Below are 18,812 nucleotides of genomic sequence, written 5' to 3'. Positions count from 1 at the left end.
CCGAGAAGAAAATCGTTACAGCCCTGTTGCAAACGCAACACAGTGATATTTAGCGGCGGACGCGCTCCTCGGCGGCGAGGCAGGCAGCGGCGTCGACATAGGGTTCCTGCCGCGCAACACTCCAGTAGCGCAGGGCATCCAGGGGAATCCTGACGCCGGTCATCGCGCAGCGAACATGGTCGCCGTCCGACAACAAGCGGAAGGTGCCAGCCATATAGTTGATCCGGGCCTCCCGGCCGGTGCCAGCCATCAGCATGTGCGTCTCACTTCCTAGTCGAACAGATTGGGGTGCGGCGGGACATAGGCGCGCCTGGGAGAACGCTCAACCTTCGCCGGAGCAGGTACCGGCGCGCCATCGTCGGTGCTGACCGGCAGCTCGCCATCGCCGAAGCGCAGCAGCAGGCGGCCGGCCGCCCTGGCATCGGCGGCATGGGTCAGGGTGCGCCCGTCGGCCGCCGCCGTGACCCGGACGAAGCCGCGCCCGAGCGGCCGGTCGGGGTGAACCAGCGGCAGCATCTTGGCCGCGGCGCCGAGCCGGTCGCCGGCTCGCGCCAGCCGCTGCGACAGGAGCTCGGGCCGAAGGCGGGAGGAGGTGAGGTTCATCAGCGCCTCGGCCTTGTGGGCCCGGGCGCCGAGCCCGCGCGGGAGCCGCTCGCCGACCTCGTCCAGGCGCTGGCGCTTGGGTCCGAACAGGGTGTCGGCGGCGGGCCAGCGGCAGGTGGTGAGCGCGAAGCGTTCGCGGGCGAGATCGGCGCGCCGGGTCAGGCAGCGGCGCTTGCGGGCGGAAAGCTCGTCGAGCAGCGCCAGCAACTCGGCCCGGACCGGAACCGCCAGCTCGGCGGCGGCGGTAGGGGTCGGAGCGCGCAGGTCGGCGGCATGGTCGATGAGGGTGATGTCTGTCTCGTGTCCGACCGCGCTGATGAGGGGGATCGGCGATTCCGCGGCGGCGCGCACCACTTCCTCTTCGTTGAAGGCCCACAGATCCTCGATCGAGCCGCCCCCGCGCGCGACGATGATCAGGTCGGGCCGCACCTCATAGGAGGCGAGCCCACGGATGGCGGCGGCGATCTTGGCGGCGGCCCCCTCCCCCTGCACCGGCACCGGCCACAGGATGACCCGGGTCGGGCAGCGATCCTCCAGGCGGTGGAGGATGTCGCGGATCACCGCGCCGGTCGGGCTGGTGACCACGCCGATCACTCGCGGCATGAACGGCAGCGGGCGCTTGCGGGCGGGGTCGAACAGGCCCTCGGCCGCCAGCGCCTTCTTGCGCCGTTCGAGCAGAGCCATCAGCGCGCCTTCGCCCGCCAGCTCCATCCGCTCGACTACCAGCTGATATTTGGAGCGCGCCGGATAGGTGGTCATCTTGGCGGTCGCGATTACCTCGGCGCCATCCTCCGGGCGGAAGGCAAGTGTGCCGGCGGCACTGCGCCAGATCACGGCGTCGATGCAGGCGCTGTCGTCCTTGAGCGTGAAATAGCAATGGCCCGAGCTGTGCCGCTTCCAGCCCGAAATCTCGCCGCGCACCCGGATCCGGCCGAAGCGGTCCTCGACCGTCCGCTTGACCGCCGAGGCCAGGTCACCGACGCTCATCGGCGGTGAATTGTCGCCTTGCCTTCCCTCCGCTAGGAGACCGGCGGGCATGTCGAGTTCTTCCATCAATATCCTGCTGCTGGGCTCTGGCGGGCGCGAGGATGCGCTGGCCTGGGGCTTACGGCAATCGCCGAGCTGCGGCGACCTCCTTGCCGCGCCGGGCAATCCGGGAATCGCACGCTGGGCCGAGTGCCTTGCGCTCGATCCGTCCGACCCCGACAAGGTGGTAGCCGTGGCGCGCGAGCGCAACATCGGGCTGGTGGTGATCGGGCCCGAAGCGCCGCTGGTCGCCGGCGTGGCCGATGCCTGCCGCGCCGCCGGCATTCCGGTGTTCGGGCCTTCGGCGGCAGCGGCGATGCTGGAGGGGAGCAAGGGCTTCACCAAGGATTTGTGCGCGGCGGAAGGAATTCCGACCGCCCGCTTCGTTCGGCTGGCGGATACGGAGTCGGCGCTCGAGGCGCTCGGCGACTTCGGGTTGCCGGTGGTGATCAAGGCCGACGGCCTCGCCGCGGGCAAAGGCGTGACGGTCGCCCTGACCCGCGCTGAGGCCGAAGAGGCGGTGGTCGCGCTGTGCGGCGCGCCGCTGGTGATCGAGGAGTTTCTCGACGGCGAGGAGGCCAGCCTGTTCGCGCTGGTCGATGGCGAGGAGGCCGTGGTCCTCGCCTCGGCCCAGGACCACAAACGGGTCGGGCATGGCGATACCGGGCCCAACACCGGCGGCATGGGCGCTTATTCGCCTGCCCCGGTGCTGACCCCCGAGCTCGAGCGCCGGGCAATGGACGAGATCGTCCTCCCGACCGCGCGGGCGATGGTGCGGGCGGGAACGCCTTTCTCCGGGCTGCTCTATGCCGGGCTGATGCTGACCGCCGAGGGGCCCAAGCTGATCGAATATAATGTCCGCTTCGGCGATCCCGAATGCGAGGCGATCGTCCCGCGGCTGAAGGGCGATCTTGCCGCCGTGCTGCTGAGCGTGGCCGAAGGGCGGCTCGGGCAGGTCCGGCCGGAGCTAAGCGAGCAGCACAGCATGACGGTGGTGCTGTGCGCCGCCGGCTATCCCGGCACCCCGCGCAAGGGCGGCCTGGTCGACGGGATCGAGGCGGCCGAGCGGGTGCCGGGCGTCACCGTTTTCCATGCCGGCACCGCGCGCCACGGATCGGGCGCGCTGCTGTCCGCGGGCGGGCGGGTGCTGGCGGTGACCGCGCTGGGCGAGACGCTGGCCGAGGCGCGGGCGCGGGCCTACCAGGGGGTCGATGCGATCGAGTTCGCCGACGGCTTTTACCGCCGCGACATCGGCTGGCGCGAACTGGAGCGGACGGCATGAACCGCAAGGCGATCCTCGCGCTCGGCGCACTGGCGAGCGTCGGCGTGGCCGAGCTGTGGCACGGCCCGCTGGGTGCCGCGAACGAGCTGCAGGCGAATACCGAGCGGCGGGCGCGCAACCTCCTCGATTATTACGAGCTGCCGCAGGTGACAGCGCGGATGGACGACGCGCCGCTGACCCGGCGCCTGATCCTCAAGGGTCCGGCCGACGACTTCCAGCGCCGCGCGCTGGTCGAGAAGGTCGGCGAACTGCCGGGGGTCGACGAAGTGCGGTGGGATTCGGCCAGCCCGGTCATCGACAATTTCCCGCGCCGCGCTGCGCCCCCGGGGTCCCGCTGATGTTCGGAATACCCTTGTTCATAGAAGCCGCGCTGCTGGGCCTGATCGGGTTCGGCGGCGGTCTCGTCATCGCTTATTTGGCCGAGCTTCATCGCCGGCGGCAGTCCAGAGGATGGAACGACTGGAATGAGTGAATTGCTGAACGCTTATTGGCCGATGATCCTGGTCGCGGTCGCGATCGGGCTGGTGGTCGGGCTGGTCATCTTCCGCCGGCCCAAGCAGCGGGTCACGCTGAGCAAGGCCGACACCCCGGTGCGGCCGCACATGGCGGCGGTGAGCCACGAGCAGCCCATCCCCTCCCCGGCCATTACTCCGCGGGCCGATCCGGTGCCTGCGAGGGACGGAGGCGAGGGCAACGGCATGGGTGACGAGATGGCGGCCGCGGCGAGCGACGTCATCGGCGAGGTGATCGGCGCCCCGGTCCATTCCAACCTGCCCGGAAGCCATGGCGTGCCCGACGACCTGCAGCGCATGAAGGGCGTCGGCCCCAAGCTTGCCGGCCTGTTGCAGGCGCGCGGGCTGACCCGGTTCGAGCAGATCGCCGCGCTGACCCCCGGCGAGGTCACCCTGATCGACGCCGAGCTTGGCGCCTTCAAGGGCCGCCTGACCCGCGACCGGGTGGTCGAGCAGGCCACCTTCCTCGCGCGCGGCGACCAGGCGGGTTACGAGGCGGCGTTCGGGAAGCTCTGAGCCCCGCCGCAAGGTCACGAAGTTCTCGAAGTTTCCATAGGGCGGCGGTTCGAAACCGCCGCCTGCCTCTCCCGCCGGGCCTCGGCCACGTTCAGCGAGCCAAGCACGCCAATTCCTACATTGCGAGCGGTCCGCGGCGGATCGCGCTCAGGCGACCTTGAGGTATCTCATGTCCTCGTCGCGCGAGACGGCGAGCGTGACGTCGCCCGTGGAGCACCGGTGGTGAATTGGCCGGTCTTGTCGTTGAGCCGCGCCACCTCGCCGGCGAGGTTGCGGGCGGCGGCAGAGGTCTGTTCGACCATCGCGGCGTTCTGCTGGGTCGCGCGATCCATGCTCGACACCGCGCTGTTGATCTCGGTGATGGCGGTGGCCTGCGCCTGATTGTCGCGGGCGATGTCGCTGACCAGCTGGTGCACCGCCTCGACGGTTTCCGAAATCCGCTGCAATTCGCCGTCGACCTGGGTCACCGCACCGACCGCCGACACGATCCCGGTCTGGGTGGTGGTGAGTTCGGTCCGGGCCTTCTTGGCTTCTTCCTCGGCCCGCATTGCCAGCGCGCTGACGAGGTCGGCGACCACCGCGAAGCCGCGCCCTGCCTCGCCCGCGCGCCCGGCCTCGACCGCGGCGTTCATGGCCAGCACGCGGGTCTGGAAGGCGATCTTGTCGAGCCCCTCGATCACCCCGTCGATGCCGGTCGCGCTGGCGCTGACCGCTTCCATCGCCGCGACGGCCTGGCGTGCGACCTGCCGGCCGTTGGCGACGGTGGCGCTGGTATCGTCGGCCTGGCGGACCGAGCGTTCAGCGGCGGAAGAGGTAGCGCGGATCCGCTCGTCCATCTGGCTGACCGCGGCGGCGGTTTGCTCAAGCGTGGCGGCAGTGCTTTCGGTGCGCCGGGCGAGGTCCTCGGCGGCCTGGGCGATTTCCGATGACCCGGTCTGGATGTGGACCGCCCCGTCGGCGACGCCCGATACCAGTTCTCGCAACCGGGCGATCGCCTCGTCATAGTCGCGTTTGATGGCGGCGAAGCTGGCGGGCATCTCGCCGAGGTCGGCAGTGAGGTCGCCCTTCGCGACCGTGTTCAGCGCCGCACTGAGCGAGGCGATGGCGGCCGTCCGCTCGACCTGGCTTTGCGCGAAATAAATCGACACCGACAATTCCATGTCGAGCAGCGCGGCCTTGACCAGCGCCGCCGACACTTCCCCCTGTCTGGGCCCGCGAAATAGGTTCCTGGCGCGCTGCCAGAAGCCATATTCGCGGCCGATGCCGGTCAGCAATTGTTCGAGCACGAGGCTGTAGGCGCCAATATACCATTGCGGCTCGAGCCCGATGGCCGCGTGAACCGCGCCGATCCGCTGCACGCTGCTGACAAACTCGCCGTCGAACCGCCCCTCGGCGATCCGCGCCCAATGCTTGCGCTGCGCGGCGTGGGCGCAGCGCATATGCTCACCGTCGCGGAAGAAGCGCCTGGTATTGGGGGTCTGCTTGACCTTTTCGTAGAAGGTGTCGAGCGCCGGCGGGATCAGCCTGGCGAGGAGGTGCCGCATGCCGGACAGCAGGTCGCGCTGCCCTTGCGTGAAGTTCATGAATTGCAGGCGGCTCTGAATATCGTCGGACATGCGGCCCCGGTGACAAAGCTTGATGATCCTCCACTATAGTTTGAAGTGTCGGCGGTGCTGCGATCGGGCGCGAAATAGCCGGGCGGTGTCGGCGAGCGACGCGCGGGACGCGCCGCGCAAGCAAAAGCCCCGCCGGATCGCTCCGACGGGGCTTTGTCTTTTCACCGTGTCGTCGGCTCAGCCGCCGTGGCCCGCAAGGGCCGCGAGGAGCAGGAGGGCGACGATGTTGGTGATCTTGATCATCGGATTGACCGCCGGGCCGGCGGTGTCCTTGTAGGGATCGCCGACGGTGTCGCCGGTGACCGCCGCTTTGTGTGCTTCGGAGCCCTTGCCGCCGTAATTGCCGTCTTCGATATACTTCTTGGCATTGTCCCATGCGCCGCCGCCCGAGGTCATCGAGATGGCGACGAACAGGCCCGAGACGATCACGCCGAGGAGCAGAGCGCCGAGGGCCGCGAAGCCCTGTTCCTTGCCGGCGACCCAGGCGATCAGGAAGTAGACCGCGATCGGGGTCAGCACCGGCAGCAGCGAGGGGATGATCATCTCCCGGATCGCGGCCTTGGTGACGAGGTCGACGGTGCGGGCGTAATTGGGGCGGCTGGTGCCGTCCATGATGCCCGGATTGTCGCGGAACTGTTCCCGCACGTCGAGCACGACGTTGCCGGCGGCGCGGCCGACCGCGGTCATGCCCATCGCGCCGAACAGATAGGGCAGCAGCGCGCCGAGCAGCAAGCCGACCACGACGTAGGGGTTGGACAGGCTGAAATCGACCGAGCCGGCAGCGATGCCGAGGTCGCCTGCAAACTCCTCAAGGTCGGTGGTGTAGGCGCCGAACAGCACCAGCGCGGCGAGCGCGGCGGAGCCGATGGCATAACCCTTGGTAACCGCCTTGGTGGTGTTGCCGACCGCGTCGAGGGCGTCGGTGCGGGTCCGCACCTCATCCTCCATCCCGGCCATTTCGGCGATGCCGCCGGCATTGTCGGTGACCGGGCCATAAGCGTCGAGCGCGACCACCATGCCGGCCAAGGCCAGCATCGCGGTTGCGGCGAAGGCGATCCCGATCAGGCCGGCGAGCAGGTAGGAGGAGATAATCGCGGCGCAGATCACGATCGTCGGCATGGCAGTCGATTCAAGGCTGATCGCGAGGCCCTGGATGACGTTGGTGCCGTGGCCGGTCTCCGACGCCTTGGCGATCGACTTGACCGGGCGGTAATTGGTGCCGGTGTAATATTCGGTGATCCAGACCAGCAGGCCGGTGACCGCCAGGCCGATCATCATGCACCAGAACAGGTCCATGCCGGTGAAGCCGCCGGTCTGCTCGGCAGTGGCGCCGGCAATGTCGGTGCCGGCCGCCTCGGGCCCGCTGATGACCGCATTCATGTCGCCCAGGGCATAGGCGCTGGCGAAGTAGATCAACGGGATCGACAGGATCGCAGTGGTCCAGAAGCCCTTGTAGAGCGCGCCCATGATTGACTGATTCTTGCCGAGGCGGACCATGTAAGTGCCGATGATCGAGGTGATGATGCACACCCCGCCAACCAGCAGCGGAAGGCTCATCAGCGCGGTGAGCGAGGCGGTGGTGGTGTTCACCAGCAGCGCGGTCAGCACCATGGTGGCACCGACGGTGACGACATAGGTTTCGAACAGGTCGGCGGCCATGCCGGCGCAGTCGCCGACATTGTCGCCCACGTTGTCGGCGATAACGGCCGGGTTGCGGGGGTCGTCCTCGGGAATTCCGGCCTCGACCTTGCCGACGAGATCGGCGCCGACATCGGCGGCCTTGGTGAAGATGCCGCCGCCGAGACGGGCGAAAATGGAGATGAGGCTGGCGCCGAAGGCCAGCGCGACCAGCGCGTCGATCACCGTGCGGTCGTCGGGCGCGCGGCCCTGGATCCCGACCAGCACGTAGAAGAAGGAAGCGATCGCGAGCAGCGCCAGGCCCGCGACCAGCATGCCGGTGATGGCGCCGGAGCGGAAGGCGGTGGTGAGGCCGCCCTGGAGCGAGACCCGAGCGGCCTCGGCGGTGCGGACGTTGGCGCGGACCGAGATGTTCATCCCGATATAGCCCGCGACGCCCGACAGGAGCGCGCCGACCACGAAGCCGACCGCAGCGATCGTGCCGAGGAACAGGAAGACCAGGACCGCGACGACTACGCCGACGATGGCGATGGTGGTGTACTGGCGGCCGAGATAGGCCTGCGCGCCTTCCTGGATGGCGGCGGCGATGTCCTGCATCTTCTGGTTGCCGGCGGGTTGCCTGAGCACCTGCCCGGAGGTGACGATGCCGTAGAGTACAGCGAGCAGCCCGCAGCCGATCGCGATCAACACGAGTTCCATCGGTAATGCTTTCCCCATCCTGTTGTGGAGGGGAGTGTAGGGAGCGATTCGAGCCTGTCTAGCCGCTCTGGTTCAGGCGAGGAGGAAGGCGGTGAGGCCGCCGCTGAGCAACCCGGCGAGGGCGATGGCGAGCCGGCGGTAGTCGGGGCGTCTCAGCTCAGGGTAGGTCGTGCTCATAACCAAGGCGCTCCGGCAGCGGCACTGGGCCGAGGTCGTCGACGAGGACGAAGGCCCCGCCCCGCGTCAGCTCGCCGACCGCCATGATATTGACGGCTGTTCCTTTAAGGATCGTTAAGGGATCGGTCTCCGCCGGCAGCGCGGCGAGCAGGGCATAGTCGTCGCCCCCGGTCGCGGCGAACAGCCGGGCGGCGCGATCGTTGCCGCGAGCGGCGCGGAAGGAGGGCGACAGGGCCAGCGCCGACAGGTCGATGCGCAGCCCGCAGCCGCTGGCGGTGGCGAGCCGGCGGGCGTCGAGCAGCAGGCCGTCGGACACATCCATCATCGCATGGGCGTGCGGGGCGAGCAGCGCGCCGATGGTGAGCAGGGGGATCGGGCGGCGATAGGTGTCGACCAGCAGCCCGGTCGCCTTGGGACTGGCGCTGAGCTGCGCGAGACCGGCTGCGCTGTCTCCCACAGGGCCGATCAGCCACAGCCGGTCGCCGGCCTTGCCGCCCGAGCGGCTGGGGACATGGGCGGCGGCCTTGCCCAGCACGGTCAGGCCGAGCACGCGCGGGGCGCCAGCCGGAAGCGCGACGGTGTCGCCGCCGAGCAGGGGCAGGCCGAAATGTTCGAAGATCTGCTCGAGCCCGGACAGGAAGCGTTCTTCCCACAGGTCGTCGCCGCGCAAGGTAAGCGAAAGCAGGGCGCCGGCCGGGACCGCGCCCTTGGCGGCGAGGTCGGAGAGGTTCACCGCGCCAAGCTTCCAACCGACGCTTTCGGGCGGATCGGTGGGGAGGTAGTGGACCCCCTCGACGATGGTGTCGTGGGTGAGGACCAGGTCGCCAAGCAACGCCACGTCGTCGGCTAGGCCGCGAGCGGCGGGATGCGTCGCCAGGGAACGCAGGCGCGCGAGGACGGTGGCTTCTCCGCTCAGGCCCGCACGTCCCCGGCCACCTTGTCGAGCAGCCCGTTGACGAACTTAACGTCCTTTTCGCCAAAGAAGGCGTGGGCGATGTCGAGATATTCGTCGATCACCGTGCCGACGGTGACGTCGGGCCGCGCGATCAGTTCATAGGTGCCCGAGCGCAGGATCGCGCGCATCGAGCGGTCGAGCCGGTCGAGCTTCCACCCTTCGGCGAGGCGGGCGGTGATCTTGCCGTCGATCTCCTCGGCGCGCGCGGTGACGCCGCGGACGAGGTCGTCAAAGAAATCCATCTCGGCGTCGATCATCGTCACTTCGTCGATGGTCTCGCCGAAGCGGTGCTGGTGAAATTCGTGCAGCAGGGTGGGCGTCGGGGTGCCCTCCATCTCCTGCTGGTAGAGCGCCTGGACGGCGGCCAGGCGAGCGGCCGAACGGGCGCGGGATCGCTTGGGGGCGGATTTCTTCGAGCTGGTCATGGGAGCCGCGCCTATGCGCCCAACCGGCTCTCAAGGAAAGTGCGGAGCGGCCGGGCGAGCGCTTGCGGCTTCTCCCACGGCAGGAAATGGCCGGCATCGGCCACCCGTTCGACGGTCAGGTCGTCGACCAGCGCGTCGAGCCCGTCGAGCTGGAGCGGGAGCAAAGCCTTATCGCGCATCCCCCACACCACCAGCGTCGGCACCTTCACCGTGGGGAAGGCGCGCAGGAGGAAGTCGGGCAGCGGGACGGTGACGCCCGGCGGGGGGACCATCACTGCGGCGCCGCGATACCAGTTGAGCATGGCGGTGAAGACGCCGGGCTGGCTCCACTCGGCGATATATTGCGCCTTCTCCTCCGGAGGGATGGCGGCGAGGTCGACGTGGCCGGTGAAGCTCTTGTCGAAAAAGGTGTCCCAGCCCATCGCTTCGACCGCTTGCTCGAAGCCTGGCGCGCGGAAGGCCGTGATATACTGCGAGGCGGCACGCTGGTCTGCGTCCTCGATCAGGCTTTTCTGGAAGATGACCGGGTGCGGCGCGTTGACGACGACCAGGCGCTTGAGCCGCGGATCGCCCCGCAGCGCCGCTGCCCAGCTGACCGCCCCGCCCCAGTCGTGACCGACGAGGGTGAAATCGTCGAGGCCGAGCCGATCGACCAGCGCGAACAGGTCTGCGACCGGCTTGTCGGTGGCATAATCCTTCGGGTCCTGCGGCGCGTCCGACCCGGCAAACCCGCGCTGGTCGGGCATGATCAGCCGGTATTTATCCTCCAGCAGCGGGACGACCCCGCGCCAGGTGCGGTGCGATTCGGGAAAGCCGTGGAGCAGGATGATCGCCGCGCCGTCCTCCGGCCCTGCGGTGCCGACGTTAAGGGTGACGCCGGTCGACAGGGGGTGGCGGGCGAAGCGGATCATCGGCTCAGCTTCCTCGCGGGCAGGAGCGATAGTCATAAGCCTTGGAAAGGCCGCGTGCGTCGGCCTGGCGGGCGAGGTCGAGCGCGGCGTCGAAGGCCGCGCGGTCGAGGGTCGCGCGCCCACGCTCCTGACCCTTGCGGTCCGCAAGGACCAGCCGGATCGGCGCTCCCCCAGCGAGCAGCGCGGTGAACTCCTCCCCGCCCACGGTGAGCGCACCGTCCTTGGCTCGCACCGGCTTGCGCGTCCCGGCCAGCCGCCAGGTGGCATCGGACGCGGGGGGCAGGCGGAAGACGTATTTGCCGCGCGCGACCTCGGGCAAGCCCTGGCGGACTTCCCACGTGGCAAGCAGGGTGCCGCTCGTCCCGGTGAGAGGCAGCGAGACGGTGGTTGCGCCGCCCCGCAGGTCGCCGCCGCGATCGAGCTGCCGGCGGGTCTGCGCCGTAAGCCCCGCATCGCTCGCTTCGGCGGTACAGGAAAAGGTCTCCCGCTTCGACTGGGCGGCGGCGGGACCGGCGGTGAGGAGCAGCGCCAGAGGCAGGAGCAGCCTCATGGGTAGCTGACCGTCAGCGGGACCTCGGGAATGGGGATCCATTCGTGGTCGTCCTGCGGAGGAAGCGCGAATTCGCCCGCCTTCCACGCCCGCTTGGCTTCCTGGATGCGGTCGTGGCGGCTGGAAACGAAATTCCACCACACATGCCGCTTGCCGTCCATCGGGGCGCCGCCGCAGATCATCAGCCGCGCGCCGCGTTCCGAGCGGAGGATCGGGCGGGTGCCGGGGCGGAGGAGGACGAGATGCATGCGATCGACATTCTCGCCGTCGACCGAGGCGTCACCGTCGAGCAGGTAGATCGCCCGCTCGTCGGCCTCGCGCTCGAGCTCGATCGAGGCGCCGGGGGTGAGTTCCAACGCCGCGTAGAGCGTCGGGTGATGCTGGGTGACCGGCGAGGCGGCGCCGAACGCCTCGCCCATGATCAGGTGGAGGCGTTTGCCCTCCCCTTCTATCACCGGCAGGCGGTCGACCGGGGTATGTTCGAAGGCGGGGTCGACCTCTTCCTTGTCCTGCGGCAGCGCGAGCCAGGTCTGGATGCCGTCAAGCTTGGGCCCATGGGCGCGCTCGTCGGCGGGGGAGCGTTCGGAGTGGCTGATGCCCTTGCCCGCGGTCATCAGATTGACCGCTCCGGGCTCGATCCGCTGCACCGAACCGACGCTGTCGCGGTGATCGATCGCGCCTTCGAAGAGATAGGTGACGGTGGCGAGGTTGATGTGCGGGTGGGGGCGCACGTCGATGCCTTCGTCGACGCCGAGGCGGGCCGGGCCCATCTGGTCGAAGAAGATGAATGGGCCGACCATGGTCCGCTGCTTGTGCGGCAGGGTGCGGTGGACCTTGAACCCGCCGAGGTCGTGGCTAACCGGCGCCAGGCTCATCAGGATGGTGCTGTCGTTGTTCATTCGCCGGGTGCCCTCGTTTCCATGGCCAGTGCGTGGACGCGTTCGTGCATCAGGTCACCGAGGGCCTTGTAGACCAGGCGCTGGCGCCCGACCCGCGACTGGCCGGTGAAGGCTGCGCTCTCGATCGACAGGAAGAAGTGTGATTCGCCGCCATCCTCGCGGTAGCCGCCGTGGCCGCGATGCTGTTCGCTGTCATCGCGCAGCATGATCCGCGCCGGGGCGAGGTGTTTTTCGAGGCGGGCGGTCATTTCGCGGGCGACCGGACCCATGGGAGAAATGTTCATCGCGCCTATATAGTCAGGCTGGCACAACAAAAACACGTTTGATGGCTTCACGATCCCCCAAGTTCCACGGCCGGGTAGAAGGCGCGGCAACGCATTGCGCGGTGCCGGGCTGTCCCGAGCCGGGCGAGTTCCGCGCGCCGCTGACCGCACCGACCTTCGACGGGCCGGGGGCGTGGCAATGGCTGTGCCTGGAGCATGTCCGCCAGCACAATGCGCGCTACAATTACTTTGCTGGCATGAGCACCGAGGAGATCGAGGCCGCGCAATCGCCGATCGCCGGGTGGGAGCGCGGGGTGCGCGCCTTTGCCCATGGCGGGTCCGACCCGGCGCCCCCGTGGGCCGACTTCAGCGATCCGCTGGAAGCGATCCGCGGGCGGTTCGGGCGGGGCCGTGGGCCGACGCAGGCGCCGAGCCGCTTCTCAGGGGCGGAGAAGTCGGCGCTGGGCGTGCTGGGGCTGGGCGACGACGCCGACCTGCCGGCCGTGCGCAAGGCCTATTCGGTGCTGGTCCGGCGCTACCACCCCGATCGCAACGGCGGCGACCGCACGCACGAGGCGAAGCTGCGCAACGTCATCGATGCGTGGCAGACGCTGAAGACGGCGAGCGCCTTCGCCTAGCAATCACGCGGGTTTCAACGCAAAATCGACGCGGACGCGGACTTCGGTGCGGTTGACGCCGGGATTGAATGGCGCGCCGGGCGGCGGTGGGGGGGCAGCGGGAACCGCCTGTTCGGGCATGACCATTCGCTGCGGCGCGACGGCCGGTGGCGGCGCGGCGGCATCCATCGTCACATAGCTGGGGCTCGGCACCCCATATTCGCCGCCATCGACGATATTGACCGTACGCACGATCTTGAGCCCTGCGGCGTCTGCATAGGCTTCCGCCCGGCTCCGCGCCGCCTTGTAGGCATTGGCATAGGCCGAGCGGTTGGCGGCCTCGCGGTCGGAGACGCGAAGGTCGGGGCCGCCGACGACGTTGGCGCCGGCCTCAGTCACCGTGGTGACGGCCTCGCCGACCCGGGCGACGTCGGTCATCCGCACCTCGACGATGTTGCTGGCGCGATACTGGCCGCGTTCCCGGCCATAGTCGATCCGCTGCAGCGACAGGTTGCGGGTCTGGAGATCCTCTTCCTTGATTCCCAGCCGGGTCAGCGCGGCGGTGACGCGGGCCATCTTCTCGCGGTTGAGGCGGCTTGCCTCGCCGGCATTGGCGCCCTGGCTGGTGACGCCCAATTGCATCCGTGCTTCGTTCGGCCGCGCTTCTGCCCGGCCGGTGGCAGAGATGGTGAGAAAGGTCTCGCCCTTCTCGACCCCGCGCGGGTCGGGGCTGGCAGGCGCGCAGGCGGCGGCGAGGAAAGGCAGCAGAGTAAGGACTTGGCGCATGACACGGCTCCTGAGAACAGGGGCATGATACGTTGTCACATCGATCCGTCAATCGCGCTCGGGTGCGCCCAGTGGGAAGTAGTGGCGGAAGGGTCGGGCCTGCTCGACCGCCTTCGACACCGCCGGATGGGCGAGCAGCCGCGCGCGATAGGCGTTGAGCCTGGGCCGCTCGGGACCGATCCGCTCGATCCAGTCGGCGTAGAACAGCGCCGGGACGGCGGCGCAATCGGCGAGGGTGAAATGGTCGCCCGCCGCCCAGCCGTCCTCACCCAGTTCGCCTTCCAGCCAGTCGTAGTGGCGGCGAAGGCGCTTCATCCCCTGCTCGACGCCATGGGGGTCCTTGTGCTCGGCTGGACGCAGCGCATTGGCGACGGCGACCTGCGCGGTGTCCATGATCCGCCCGTCGAACACCCGGTCAAGGAAGCGGACGCGCAGGCCCGCGTCGCCCTCGGGAATCCAGATATTGGGGCCGGGGTGATGGCGCTGGAGATATTCGATGATGATCGAGCTTTCGGCGACCACCGTGCCGCCGTCGTCAAGCAAGGGGAACTGGCCGAAGGGGGCGAGGGCGGCGAACTCGGCGCCAAATTGTTCGACCGAGCGGAACTCGAACGGGGTGCCGTCGGCCCATAGCGGGATCAGTGCTTTCCAGGTGTAGCTGCTGAACGGGTGCCCGTAGAGGATCAGGCTCACCAGCGGCCCTCCGCCATGGCGGCCTGGCGGGCGGTTTCGCGCTCGCTGGTCGATTGCGGGCCGGCCCAGCCATGCTCGATTGCGCCGGCCGGTTCGTAGGTGGCGATTACCGCGCCCGAGCGGGTGACCTTGGTCTTGGCGATGCGCAGGGCCTTGGCCGGCGTGGCGTCCGAAAACCAGCGCTTGCCGTGGCCGAGCACCACCGGGAAGGTCATGATCGTCAGTTCATCGAGCAGCCCTTCGGCCAGCAGTGCGGGGTAGAGCGTGCCGCTGCCCTGGATGACCAGGTCCGGCCCCTCGCCCTCCCTGATCGACCGCAGTTCGTCCATGCTGCCGACCCGCTGGCTGTTGGACCAGCCGAGGTCGGGCGTCCCGCGGGTCAGGACGTATTTCAGGGCGCGGGTGAAGTCCTCGCCCATCTGGGCCGCGCTGGCTTCGCCTTCGTCCTTGCCGGTCTTGTCGAACACCTCGCCGATCCCGGTCGCGTGCCCGCCGATATAAGGCCAATAGGCCGCGAAGATCTCGTAGGTGCGCCGGCCGAGCAGCAGGTCGTAGTCCTTGCCGAAAAAGGCATCGATCGCGCCGCCGACATCCTCGTCGAAGAATTGCGGCAGCCAGCCGCCATGGGCGAAGCCCTCGGTCGGGTCTTCGCTGGGGCCGCCGGGGGCTTGGATGACGCCGTCGAGCGAGGTGAACAGGCTGCCCCGGATCTTACGCATCGGTTGTCGCTCCTTCGGCCGCGCGCTCGATCGCGGCGACGTCGATCTTCTTCATCGTCATCATCGCGTCGAACGTCCGCTTGGCCTTGTCACCGCCCTCGTTGAGGCAATCGAGCAGGATGCGCGGCGTGATCTGCCAGGAGAAACCCCATTTGTCCTTGCACCAGCCGCATTCGCTTTCCTGCCCGCCATTATCGACGATGGCGTTCCAATAGCGGTCGGTCTCGGCCTGGTCGTCGGTCAGGACCATGAAGCTGACCGATTCATTGGGCTTGAAATTGGGCCCGCCATTCAGGCCGGAGAAGGCGCGGCCGAGCACGGTGAAGTCGACCGTGATCTCGTTGCCCGCCTGTCCGTCGGGATAATCGGACGGGGCCTTGGCGGCGGTGCCGACACGGCTGTCGGGAAAGGTCGCGGCGTAGAATTCGGCGGCTTCGCGGGCCTGGCCATGGTCGAACCACAGCACGGTGGTGAGCTTTTCCATGTTTATTCTCCCGAAGCGTGGCGCGGGCCGACCAGGCCGAAGTGCGCGCCCTGGGGGTCGGCCGCCGACAGGCTGTATTCGCCGCCGGGGATCTGCATCGGATCGACGATCACCGTGCCGCCCGCGTCGCGGATCGCCGCGGCGCCGCGGTCGATGTCGTCGACCCCGAAATAGAAGGACCAAGAGGAGGCCGGCATTCCCGGCATCAGCGGCATCACCGCCCCGATCATCCTTCCGCCCTGGGCGATGAAATTGTAGGTGCCGAATTCGCCCATCGGCATTCCGCCATCGTGCTTCCACCCGAAGCACCGGGTGTAGAAGTCGAGCGCCTTGGTATCGTCGGCAGTGGCCAACTCGTTCCAGCGGACATGCTGCGGGCGGTCGACTGAGAAGACGTCGCTGACCGCGTCGGGCTGCCCGGGGGGCGGGGTCGGCTTCATCAGATAGAGCGGGGCACCCTGCGGGTCGGATACCATCGCGATCCGCCCGACGCCGGGCATGTCGGTGGCCGGCATGTGCGCGCGGCCGCCCTCGGCCTCGAACGCCGCCACCGCGGCATCGACATCGGGAACCGAGACATAGCCCATCCACGCCGGCCGGGCGCCACCGGCGGTCATCGCCTCGGTCAGGCGAAGCACGCCGCCGGCATTGCCGCCATCGGACCGCCGGATCATGCGATAGTCCAGCTCGCCCGCCGGCTGCGGCTCGATGTCCCACCCGACCACCGGGTCGTAGAAGGCCTTGGCGGCGGCCGGGTCCGGGGTCATCAGTTCGTACCAGATGAAGGCACCGTCGGTGTCAGCCATTGCCCTTCTCCAGCACCACGACCGGATCGAACCCCCCGTAGATCATCCGCTTGCCGTCGAACGGCATCGGGGTGTTCATCATCTCCTGATTCTGCTCCATCCGCGCAAAGGCGGCATCGCGGGTCGCCTTGTCGGGCCATTCGATCCACGAGAAGCAGACGGTTTCGCCGTCCTGGCGGTCGACCGAGCGGTAGAAGTCGGTCTGCTTGCCCTCCTTCACATCGTCGGCCCAGCATTCGACGATGCGCAGCGCGCCCTCGTCGATCATGATCTGATCCATCTGCCGGGCATGGTCGATGAAGGCCTGCTTGTCGGACAGTTTCACCGGGATCACGAAGCCATCGATGTAGGCCATGGCCTCAGGCCTCCGCCGTCGCAGGTTGGCGAGACGTGGCGAGCAGCTTGCTCAGCGCTTCCTCGCCGACCAGCGGGGTGAAGCCGCCCCAGAACATGCCCTTGCCGTCGAACGGCATGTCGCCCTGCGGCTGGAGCTCGGGCATGCCCATGATCTTTTCCCAGCCGGCGTCGCGGGTCGCCTTGTCGGGCCAGATGACGAAGGAGAAGACGACATTCTCGCCCTCCGCCGCATGGACCGAGCGGGGGAAGCTGGTGAGATTGCCCTGCTCAAGCCCGTCGCCGAGCGTCTCGACCGAAATGCCGCCGAGTTCGGCCGCCTTCGCTGCGAAGGTCCGCGCGATCTCGCGGTAGGCGTCGAGCTTGTCGGGGTGGATGGGAAGGACGAATCCGTCAACGTAGCTCATGCTGCTGCTCCCTTCTTGTGGTCGGCGTACAGCGCCAGCTGGTCGGCCAGCGCACGTTGGAAGGCCGGGCGGGCGATGCCCCGCGCGCGGTAGGCGTCGAGCGTCGGGAAGGCGGCCACCGGCCCGCCCTCCTCGCCGAGGATACGCAGGATACTGACCATCAGCAGGTCGCCGATGGTGAAGCGGTCGCCCTCGAGCCATTGCGAATCGCGCAGCCAGTCGGCGACGTTGCCGAGCCGCTGGTCGACCTCCTTCGCGGCGCTGGGCTTGCGCAGGGCCGCCCACTGCTCGCCGGGGTAAAAGGCATCGAGCACGGCGAGGGTCATGATGCGCGGTTCAACGCTGTTGAGGGCGGCGTAGCTCCACTGGATGGCGCGGGCGCGGGCGACGGGATCGCGCGGCAGCAACCGCTCGTCCTTTTCGCCGATGTGCTGGACGATCGCGCCGCTTTCAAACAGTTGCAGCTCGCCCTCGCGGTAGGCGGGCACCTGGCAGAACGGCTGCTCGCGCTCATAGCCGGGCGGGATCGGCCCGACGGTGCGGACGCAATAGTCGAGCCCGATCTCTTCCAGCGCCCAGCGGACGCGCAAGTCGCGGACCTGGCCCCGGGCGAACGGCGGAACCCAGCCGAAGGTGGTGAGCTCGATCGGTGCGTGGTTGGTCAGCCCCATGGCTCAGGCCTCTTCAAGCGCCTGAGCGCCCTGCGCGGCGGCCGCCGGATCCATCCACATCACTTCCCAATGGTGGCCATCGAGATCGGCGAAGCTGCGGCCGTACATCATCTCGCCCATTTCCTGCTTGGGACCGGGGTCCATCTCGGCCCCCGCGGCGCCAGCCTTCTCGACCAATCGGTCGACGTCGGCGCGGCTGTCTTCCGACACGCACAGGGCGACCTGGGCGGTGCGGTGGGCGTCGGCGACCTCCTTCGGCGTGAAGGTGGCGAAGAAGTCGCGTGAGAGAAGCATGACGTGAATGACGTCGCTCCACACCATCGAGCTGGCGACCTCGTTCGAGAAGGCCGGGTTCTTCCGCAGGCCGATCGCCTTGTAGAAGGCGGTGGCCTTGGCGACGTCGGTCACCGGCAGGTTGATGAAGATCATTCGGGCCATGGTTCCCTCCTCACGGCGACTCGCGATCATTGAATTGTGACCGCTTACGCGCTATCTTGCAACCGTGCAGTTAGAAAAGATAACCGAACAACGACGAAACGAGCCGAAACGCAGTTACGGCGATGCGTGCGGGACCGCGCACGGGCTCGAACTGGTGGGCGATCGCTGGGCCTTGCTGGTGATGCGCGAGCTGCTGCTAGGCGCGCGGCGTTTCTCCGATCTCAAGCGCGATCTGCCAGGGATCAGCGCCAATGTGCTGAAGCAGCGGCTGGACGAGCTTGAGCAGCGGGGGCTGCTGAGCAAGATCCGCCTGCCGCCACCCGCGGCCCGTGACGCCTATCAGGCAACTCCCTGGGGGCTGGAGATCGAGCCCGTGATCCAGGAGCTTGGCCGGTTCGCCGCGCGCAGTCCCGGGCATGACCCGACCCTGCCGCTCAGCCCGGTGTCGCTGATGATGAGCTTCCGGACCATGATCGACGCCAAGAAGGCGCGCGGGTTCGACGGGCGGATCGGGTTCGTCCTGCGCGAGGAGGCCTTCCTTGTGCGGGTCCGCAAGGAGCGGCTGCGGGTGGTTCGCGGGCCGATCGACGAGGCCGATGCGACGATTACCGGCCTGCCCGAGCAGATCGCCGGGGTGGTCTATGGCGGACTACCGCCCGAAGGACTGGCTTTTGCGGGAGACGAAGCGCTGGCAAGGCGTTTCCTTACCCTCTTCACATTGCCCCCCAAGGTTGAGACCGCGGGTGGCGCCAGCTAAGGGCCCTT

General features: G+C 68.4%; 24 protein-coding genes. 5 read left to right on the top strand and 19 right to left on the bottom strand.

The window, feature by feature from the left end; all coding sequences use genetic code 11:
• Positions 1-49: 49 nt before the first annotated feature.
• Complete coding sequence (locus M1K48_RS10925) at positions 50-256, bottom strand: DUF2093 domain-containing protein (protein ID WP_249455168.1); 207 nt, start codon at positions 254-256, stop codon at positions 50-52.
• 14 nt (positions 257-270) lie between these two features.
• Complete coding sequence (gene xseA, locus M1K48_RS10920; protein ID WP_249455167.1) at positions 271-1,656, bottom strand: exodeoxyribonuclease VII large subunit; 1,386 nt, start codon at positions 1,654-1,656, stop codon at positions 271-273.
• On the opposite strand from xseA, the gene purD reads away from it, so the two are divergent.
• The 3 genes from purD to M1K48_RS10905 all read left to right on the top strand — a co-directional run bounded on the left by purD (position 1,655) and on the right by M1K48_RS10905 (position 3,939).
• Entirely contained in the window at positions 1,655-2,911 is a 1,257-nt protein-coding gene (gene purD, locus M1K48_RS10915; RefSeq protein WP_249505239.1) for a phosphoribosylamine--glycine ligase, read from the top strand. The genes xseA and purD overlap by 2 nt on opposite strands.
• Positions 2,908-3,249, top strand: a complete 342-nt coding sequence (locus M1K48_RS10910) for a hypothetical protein (RefSeq protein ID WP_249455166.1) — start codon at positions 2,908-2,910, stop codon at positions 3,247-3,249. The genes purD and M1K48_RS10910 overlap by 4 nt, the downstream gene beginning before the upstream one ends.
• A gap of 126 nt (positions 3,250-3,375) precedes the next feature.
• Positions 3,376-3,939, top strand: a complete 564-nt coding sequence (locus M1K48_RS10905) for a hypothetical protein (protein WP_249455164.1) — start codon at positions 3,376-3,378, stop codon at positions 3,937-3,939.
• A gap of 167 nt (positions 3,940-4,106) precedes the next feature.
• Here the strand turns inward: M1K48_RS10905 and M1K48_RS10900 are convergent, their stop codons facing one another.
• From M1K48_RS10900 to M1K48_RS10865, 8 genes are all read right to left on the bottom strand, one after another.
• The gene (locus M1K48_RS10900) at positions 4,107-5,555 is read right to left on the bottom strand and encodes a globin-coupled sensor protein (RefSeq protein WP_249455162.1); all 1,449 of its coding nucleotides are present in this window, start codon (positions 5,553-5,555) and stop codon (positions 4,107-4,109) included.
• A 177-nt stretch (positions 5,556-5,732) separates the two neighbouring features.
• Entirely contained in the window at positions 5,733-7,892 is a 2,160-nt protein-coding gene (locus tag M1K48_RS10895; protein WP_249455161.1) for a sodium-translocating pyrophosphatase, read from the bottom strand.
• Positions 7,893-8,049: 157 nt separating this feature from the next.
• Entirely contained in the window at positions 8,050-8,985 is a 936-nt protein-coding gene (gene thiL / locus M1K48_RS10890; RefSeq protein WP_406697360.1) for a thiamine-phosphate kinase, read from the bottom strand.
• Positions 8,982-9,449, bottom strand: a complete 468-nt coding sequence (gene nusB / locus M1K48_RS10885) for a transcription antitermination factor NusB (protein WP_249455159.1) — start codon at positions 9,447-9,449, stop codon at positions 8,982-8,984. The genes thiL and nusB overlap by 4 nt, the downstream gene beginning before the upstream one ends.
• An 11-nt stretch (positions 9,450-9,460) precedes the next feature.
• The gene (locus M1K48_RS10880) at positions 9,461-10,360 is read right to left on the bottom strand and encodes an alpha/beta fold hydrolase (RefSeq protein WP_249455158.1); all 900 of its coding nucleotides are present in this window, start codon (positions 10,358-10,360) and stop codon (positions 9,461-9,463) included.
• Between the two features lie 4 nt (positions 10,361-10,364).
• Entirely contained in the window at positions 10,365-10,910 is a 546-nt protein-coding gene (locus M1K48_RS10875; RefSeq protein ID WP_249455157.1) for a hypothetical protein, read from the bottom strand.
• Complete coding sequence (locus M1K48_RS10870) at positions 10,907-11,809, bottom strand: pirin family protein (protein WP_249455156.1); 903 nt, start codon at positions 11,807-11,809, stop codon at positions 10,907-10,909. The genes M1K48_RS10875 and M1K48_RS10870 overlap by 4 nt, the downstream gene beginning before the upstream one ends.
• The gene (locus tag M1K48_RS10865; RefSeq protein ID WP_249455154.1) at positions 11,806-12,093 is read right to left on the bottom strand and encodes a BolA family protein; all 288 of its coding nucleotides are present in this window, start codon (positions 12,091-12,093) and stop codon (positions 11,806-11,808) included. The genes M1K48_RS10870 and M1K48_RS10865 overlap by 4 nt, the downstream gene beginning before the upstream one ends.
• A gap of 41 nt (positions 12,094-12,134) precedes the next feature.
• Between M1K48_RS10865 and M1K48_RS10860 the strand changes: the two genes are divergently transcribed.
• Positions 12,135-12,710 carry a J domain-containing protein gene (locus M1K48_RS10860; protein WP_249455152.1) on the top strand — a complete coding sequence of 192 codons (576 nt, stop codon included), beginning with the start codon at positions 12,135-12,137 and terminating at the stop codon, positions 12,708-12,710.
• Between the two features lie 3 nt (positions 12,711-12,713).
• On the opposite strand, the gene M1K48_RS10855 is transcribed toward M1K48_RS10860, so the two are convergent.
• Genes M1K48_RS10855 through M1K48_RS10815 form a run of 9 tightly spaced genes read right to left on the bottom strand, consistent with a single transcriptional unit; the run spans position 12,714 to position 18,047 of the window.
• Positions 12,714-13,475 carry an SIMPL domain-containing protein gene (locus M1K48_RS10855; protein WP_249455150.1) on the bottom strand — a complete coding sequence of 254 codons (762 nt, stop codon included), beginning with the start codon at positions 13,473-13,475 and terminating at the stop codon, positions 12,714-12,716.
• Between the two features lie 48 nt (positions 13,476-13,523).
• The gene (locus M1K48_RS10850; protein ID WP_319941172.1) at positions 13,524-14,168 is read right to left on the bottom strand and encodes a glutathione S-transferase family protein; all 645 of its coding nucleotides are present in this window, start codon (positions 14,166-14,168) and stop codon (positions 13,524-13,526) included.
• Entirely contained in the window at positions 14,165-14,887 is a 723-nt protein-coding gene (locus M1K48_RS10845) for a dihydrofolate reductase family protein (protein ID WP_249455149.1), read from the bottom strand. The genes M1K48_RS10850 and M1K48_RS10845 overlap by 4 nt, the downstream gene beginning before the upstream one ends.
• Complete coding sequence (locus tag M1K48_RS10840; protein WP_249455148.1) at positions 14,880-15,371, bottom strand: VOC family protein; 492 nt, start codon at positions 15,369-15,371, stop codon at positions 14,880-14,882. Before M1K48_RS10840 ends, M1K48_RS10845 begins: the two co-directional genes overlap by 8 nt.
• A 2-nt stretch (positions 15,372-15,373) precedes the next feature.
• Positions 15,374-16,177: a VOC family protein gene (locus M1K48_RS10835; protein WP_249455146.1), complete on the bottom strand. Its 804-nt coding sequence runs from the start codon at positions 16,175-16,177 to the stop codon at positions 15,374-15,376.
• The gene (locus M1K48_RS10830) at positions 16,170-16,532 is read right to left on the bottom strand and encodes a DUF1428 domain-containing protein (RefSeq protein ID WP_249455143.1); all 363 of its coding nucleotides are present in this window, start codon (positions 16,530-16,532) and stop codon (positions 16,170-16,172) included. Before M1K48_RS10830 ends, M1K48_RS10835 begins: the two co-directional genes overlap by 8 nt.
• A gap of 4 nt (positions 16,533-16,536) precedes the next feature.
• Entirely contained in the window at positions 16,537-16,938 is a 402-nt protein-coding gene (locus M1K48_RS10825; protein ID WP_249455141.1) for a DUF1428 domain-containing protein, read from the bottom strand.
• Positions 16,935-17,609 carry a glutathione S-transferase family protein gene (locus M1K48_RS10820; protein ID WP_249455139.1) on the bottom strand — a complete coding sequence of 225 codons (675 nt, stop codon included), beginning with the start codon at positions 17,607-17,609 and terminating at the stop codon, positions 16,935-16,937. Before M1K48_RS10820 ends, M1K48_RS10825 begins: the two co-directional genes overlap by 4 nt.
• 3 nt (positions 17,610-17,612) lie before the next feature.
• Complete coding sequence (locus tag M1K48_RS10815; RefSeq protein WP_249455137.1) at positions 17,613-18,047, bottom strand: VOC family protein; 435 nt, start codon at positions 18,045-18,047, stop codon at positions 17,613-17,615.
• Between the two features lie 154 nt (positions 18,048-18,201).
• On the opposite strand from M1K48_RS10815, the gene M1K48_RS10810 reads away from it, so the two are divergent.
• Positions 18,202-18,804: a winged helix-turn-helix transcriptional regulator gene (locus M1K48_RS10810; RefSeq protein WP_249455135.1), complete on the top strand. Its 603-nt coding sequence runs from the start codon at positions 18,202-18,204 to the stop codon at positions 18,802-18,804.
• Positions 18,805-18,812 lie beyond the last annotated feature (8 nt).

Origin of the sequence: Sphingomonas glaciei, assembly GCF_023380025.1 — a bacterium.
GTDB lineage: Bacteria > Pseudomonadota > Alphaproteobacteria > Sphingomonadales > Sphingomonadaceae > Sphingomicrobium > Sphingomicrobium glaciei.
Note: the sequence above shows the minus strand (reverse complement) of the source record. Positions and strands in the feature narration are given on the sequence as shown.

Bases quoted from the DNA above. Each gene is read 5' to 3' on its own strand.
- M1K48_RS10900 (WP_249455162.1), bottom strand. From the start codon at position 5,555: ATGTCCGACGATATTCAGAGCCGCCTGCAATTCATGAACTTCACGCAA.
- M1K48_RS10860 (WP_249455152.1), top strand. From the start codon at position 12,135: ATGGCTTCACGATCCCCCAAGTTCCACGGCCGGGTAGAAGGCGCGGCA.
- M1K48_RS10925 (WP_249455168.1), bottom strand. From the start codon at position 256: ATGCTGATGGCTGGCACCGGCCGGGAGGCCCGGATCAACTATATGGCT.
- xseA (WP_249455167.1), bottom strand. From the start codon at position 1,656: ATGGAAGAACTCGACATGCCCGCCGGTCTCCTAGCGGAGGGAAGGCAA.
- M1K48_RS10840 (WP_249455148.1), bottom strand. From the start codon at position 15,371: ATGGAAAAGCTCACCACCGTGCTGTGGTTCGACCATGGCCAGGCCCGC.
- M1K48_RS10820 (WP_249455139.1), bottom strand. From the start codon at position 17,609: ATGGGGCTGACCAACCACGCACCGATCGAGCTCACCACCTTCGGCTGG.
- M1K48_RS10870 (WP_249455156.1), bottom strand. From the start codon at position 11,809: ATGAACAACGACAGCACCATCCTGATGAGCCTGGCGCCGGTTAGCCAC.
- M1K48_RS10880 (WP_249455158.1), bottom strand. From the start codon at position 10,360: ATGATCCGCTTCGCCCGCCACCCCCTGTCGACCGGCGTCACCCTTAAC.
- M1K48_RS10910 (WP_249455166.1), top strand. From the start codon at position 2,908: ATGAACCGCAAGGCGATCCTCGCGCTCGGCGCACTGGCGAGCGTCGGC.
- M1K48_RS10905 (WP_249455164.1), top strand. From the start codon at position 3,376: ATGAGTGAATTGCTGAACGCTTATTGGCCGATGATCCTGGTCGCGGTC.
- M1K48_RS10835 (WP_249455146.1), bottom strand. From the start codon at position 16,177: ATGGCTGACACCGACGGTGCCTTCATCTGGTACGAACTGATGACCCCG.
- M1K48_RS10865 (WP_249455154.1), bottom strand. From the start codon at position 12,093: ATGAACATTTCTCCCATGGGTCCGGTCGCCCGCGAAATGACCGCCCGC.
- M1K48_RS10895 (WP_249455161.1), bottom strand. From the start codon at position 7,892: ATGGAACTCGTGTTGATCGCGATCGGCTGCGGGCTGCTCGCTGTACTC.
- M1K48_RS10825 (WP_249455141.1), bottom strand. From the start codon at position 16,938: ATGAGCTACGTTGACGGATTCGTCCTTCCCATCCACCCCGACAAGCTC.
- M1K48_RS10845 (WP_249455149.1), bottom strand. From the start codon at position 14,887: ATGCGTAAGATCCGGGGCAGCCTGTTCACCTCGCTCGACGGCGTCATC.
- M1K48_RS10875 (WP_249455157.1), bottom strand. From the start codon at position 10,910: ATGAGGCTGCTCCTGCCTCTGGCGCTGCTCCTCACCGCCGGTCCCGCC.
- nusB (WP_249455159.1), bottom strand. From the start codon at position 9,449: ATGACCAGCTCGAAGAAATCCGCCCCCAAGCGATCCCGCGCCCGTTCG.
- M1K48_RS10855 (WP_249455150.1), bottom strand. From the start codon at position 13,475: ATGCGCCAAGTCCTTACTCTGCTGCCTTTCCTCGCCGCCGCCTGCGCG.
- M1K48_RS10815 (WP_249455137.1), bottom strand. From the start codon at position 18,047: ATGGCCCGAATGATCTTCATCAACCTGCCGGTGACCGACGTCGCCAAG.
- M1K48_RS10830 (WP_249455143.1), bottom strand. From the start codon at position 16,532: ATGGCCTACATCGATGGCTTCGTGATCCCGGTGAAACTGTCCGACAAG.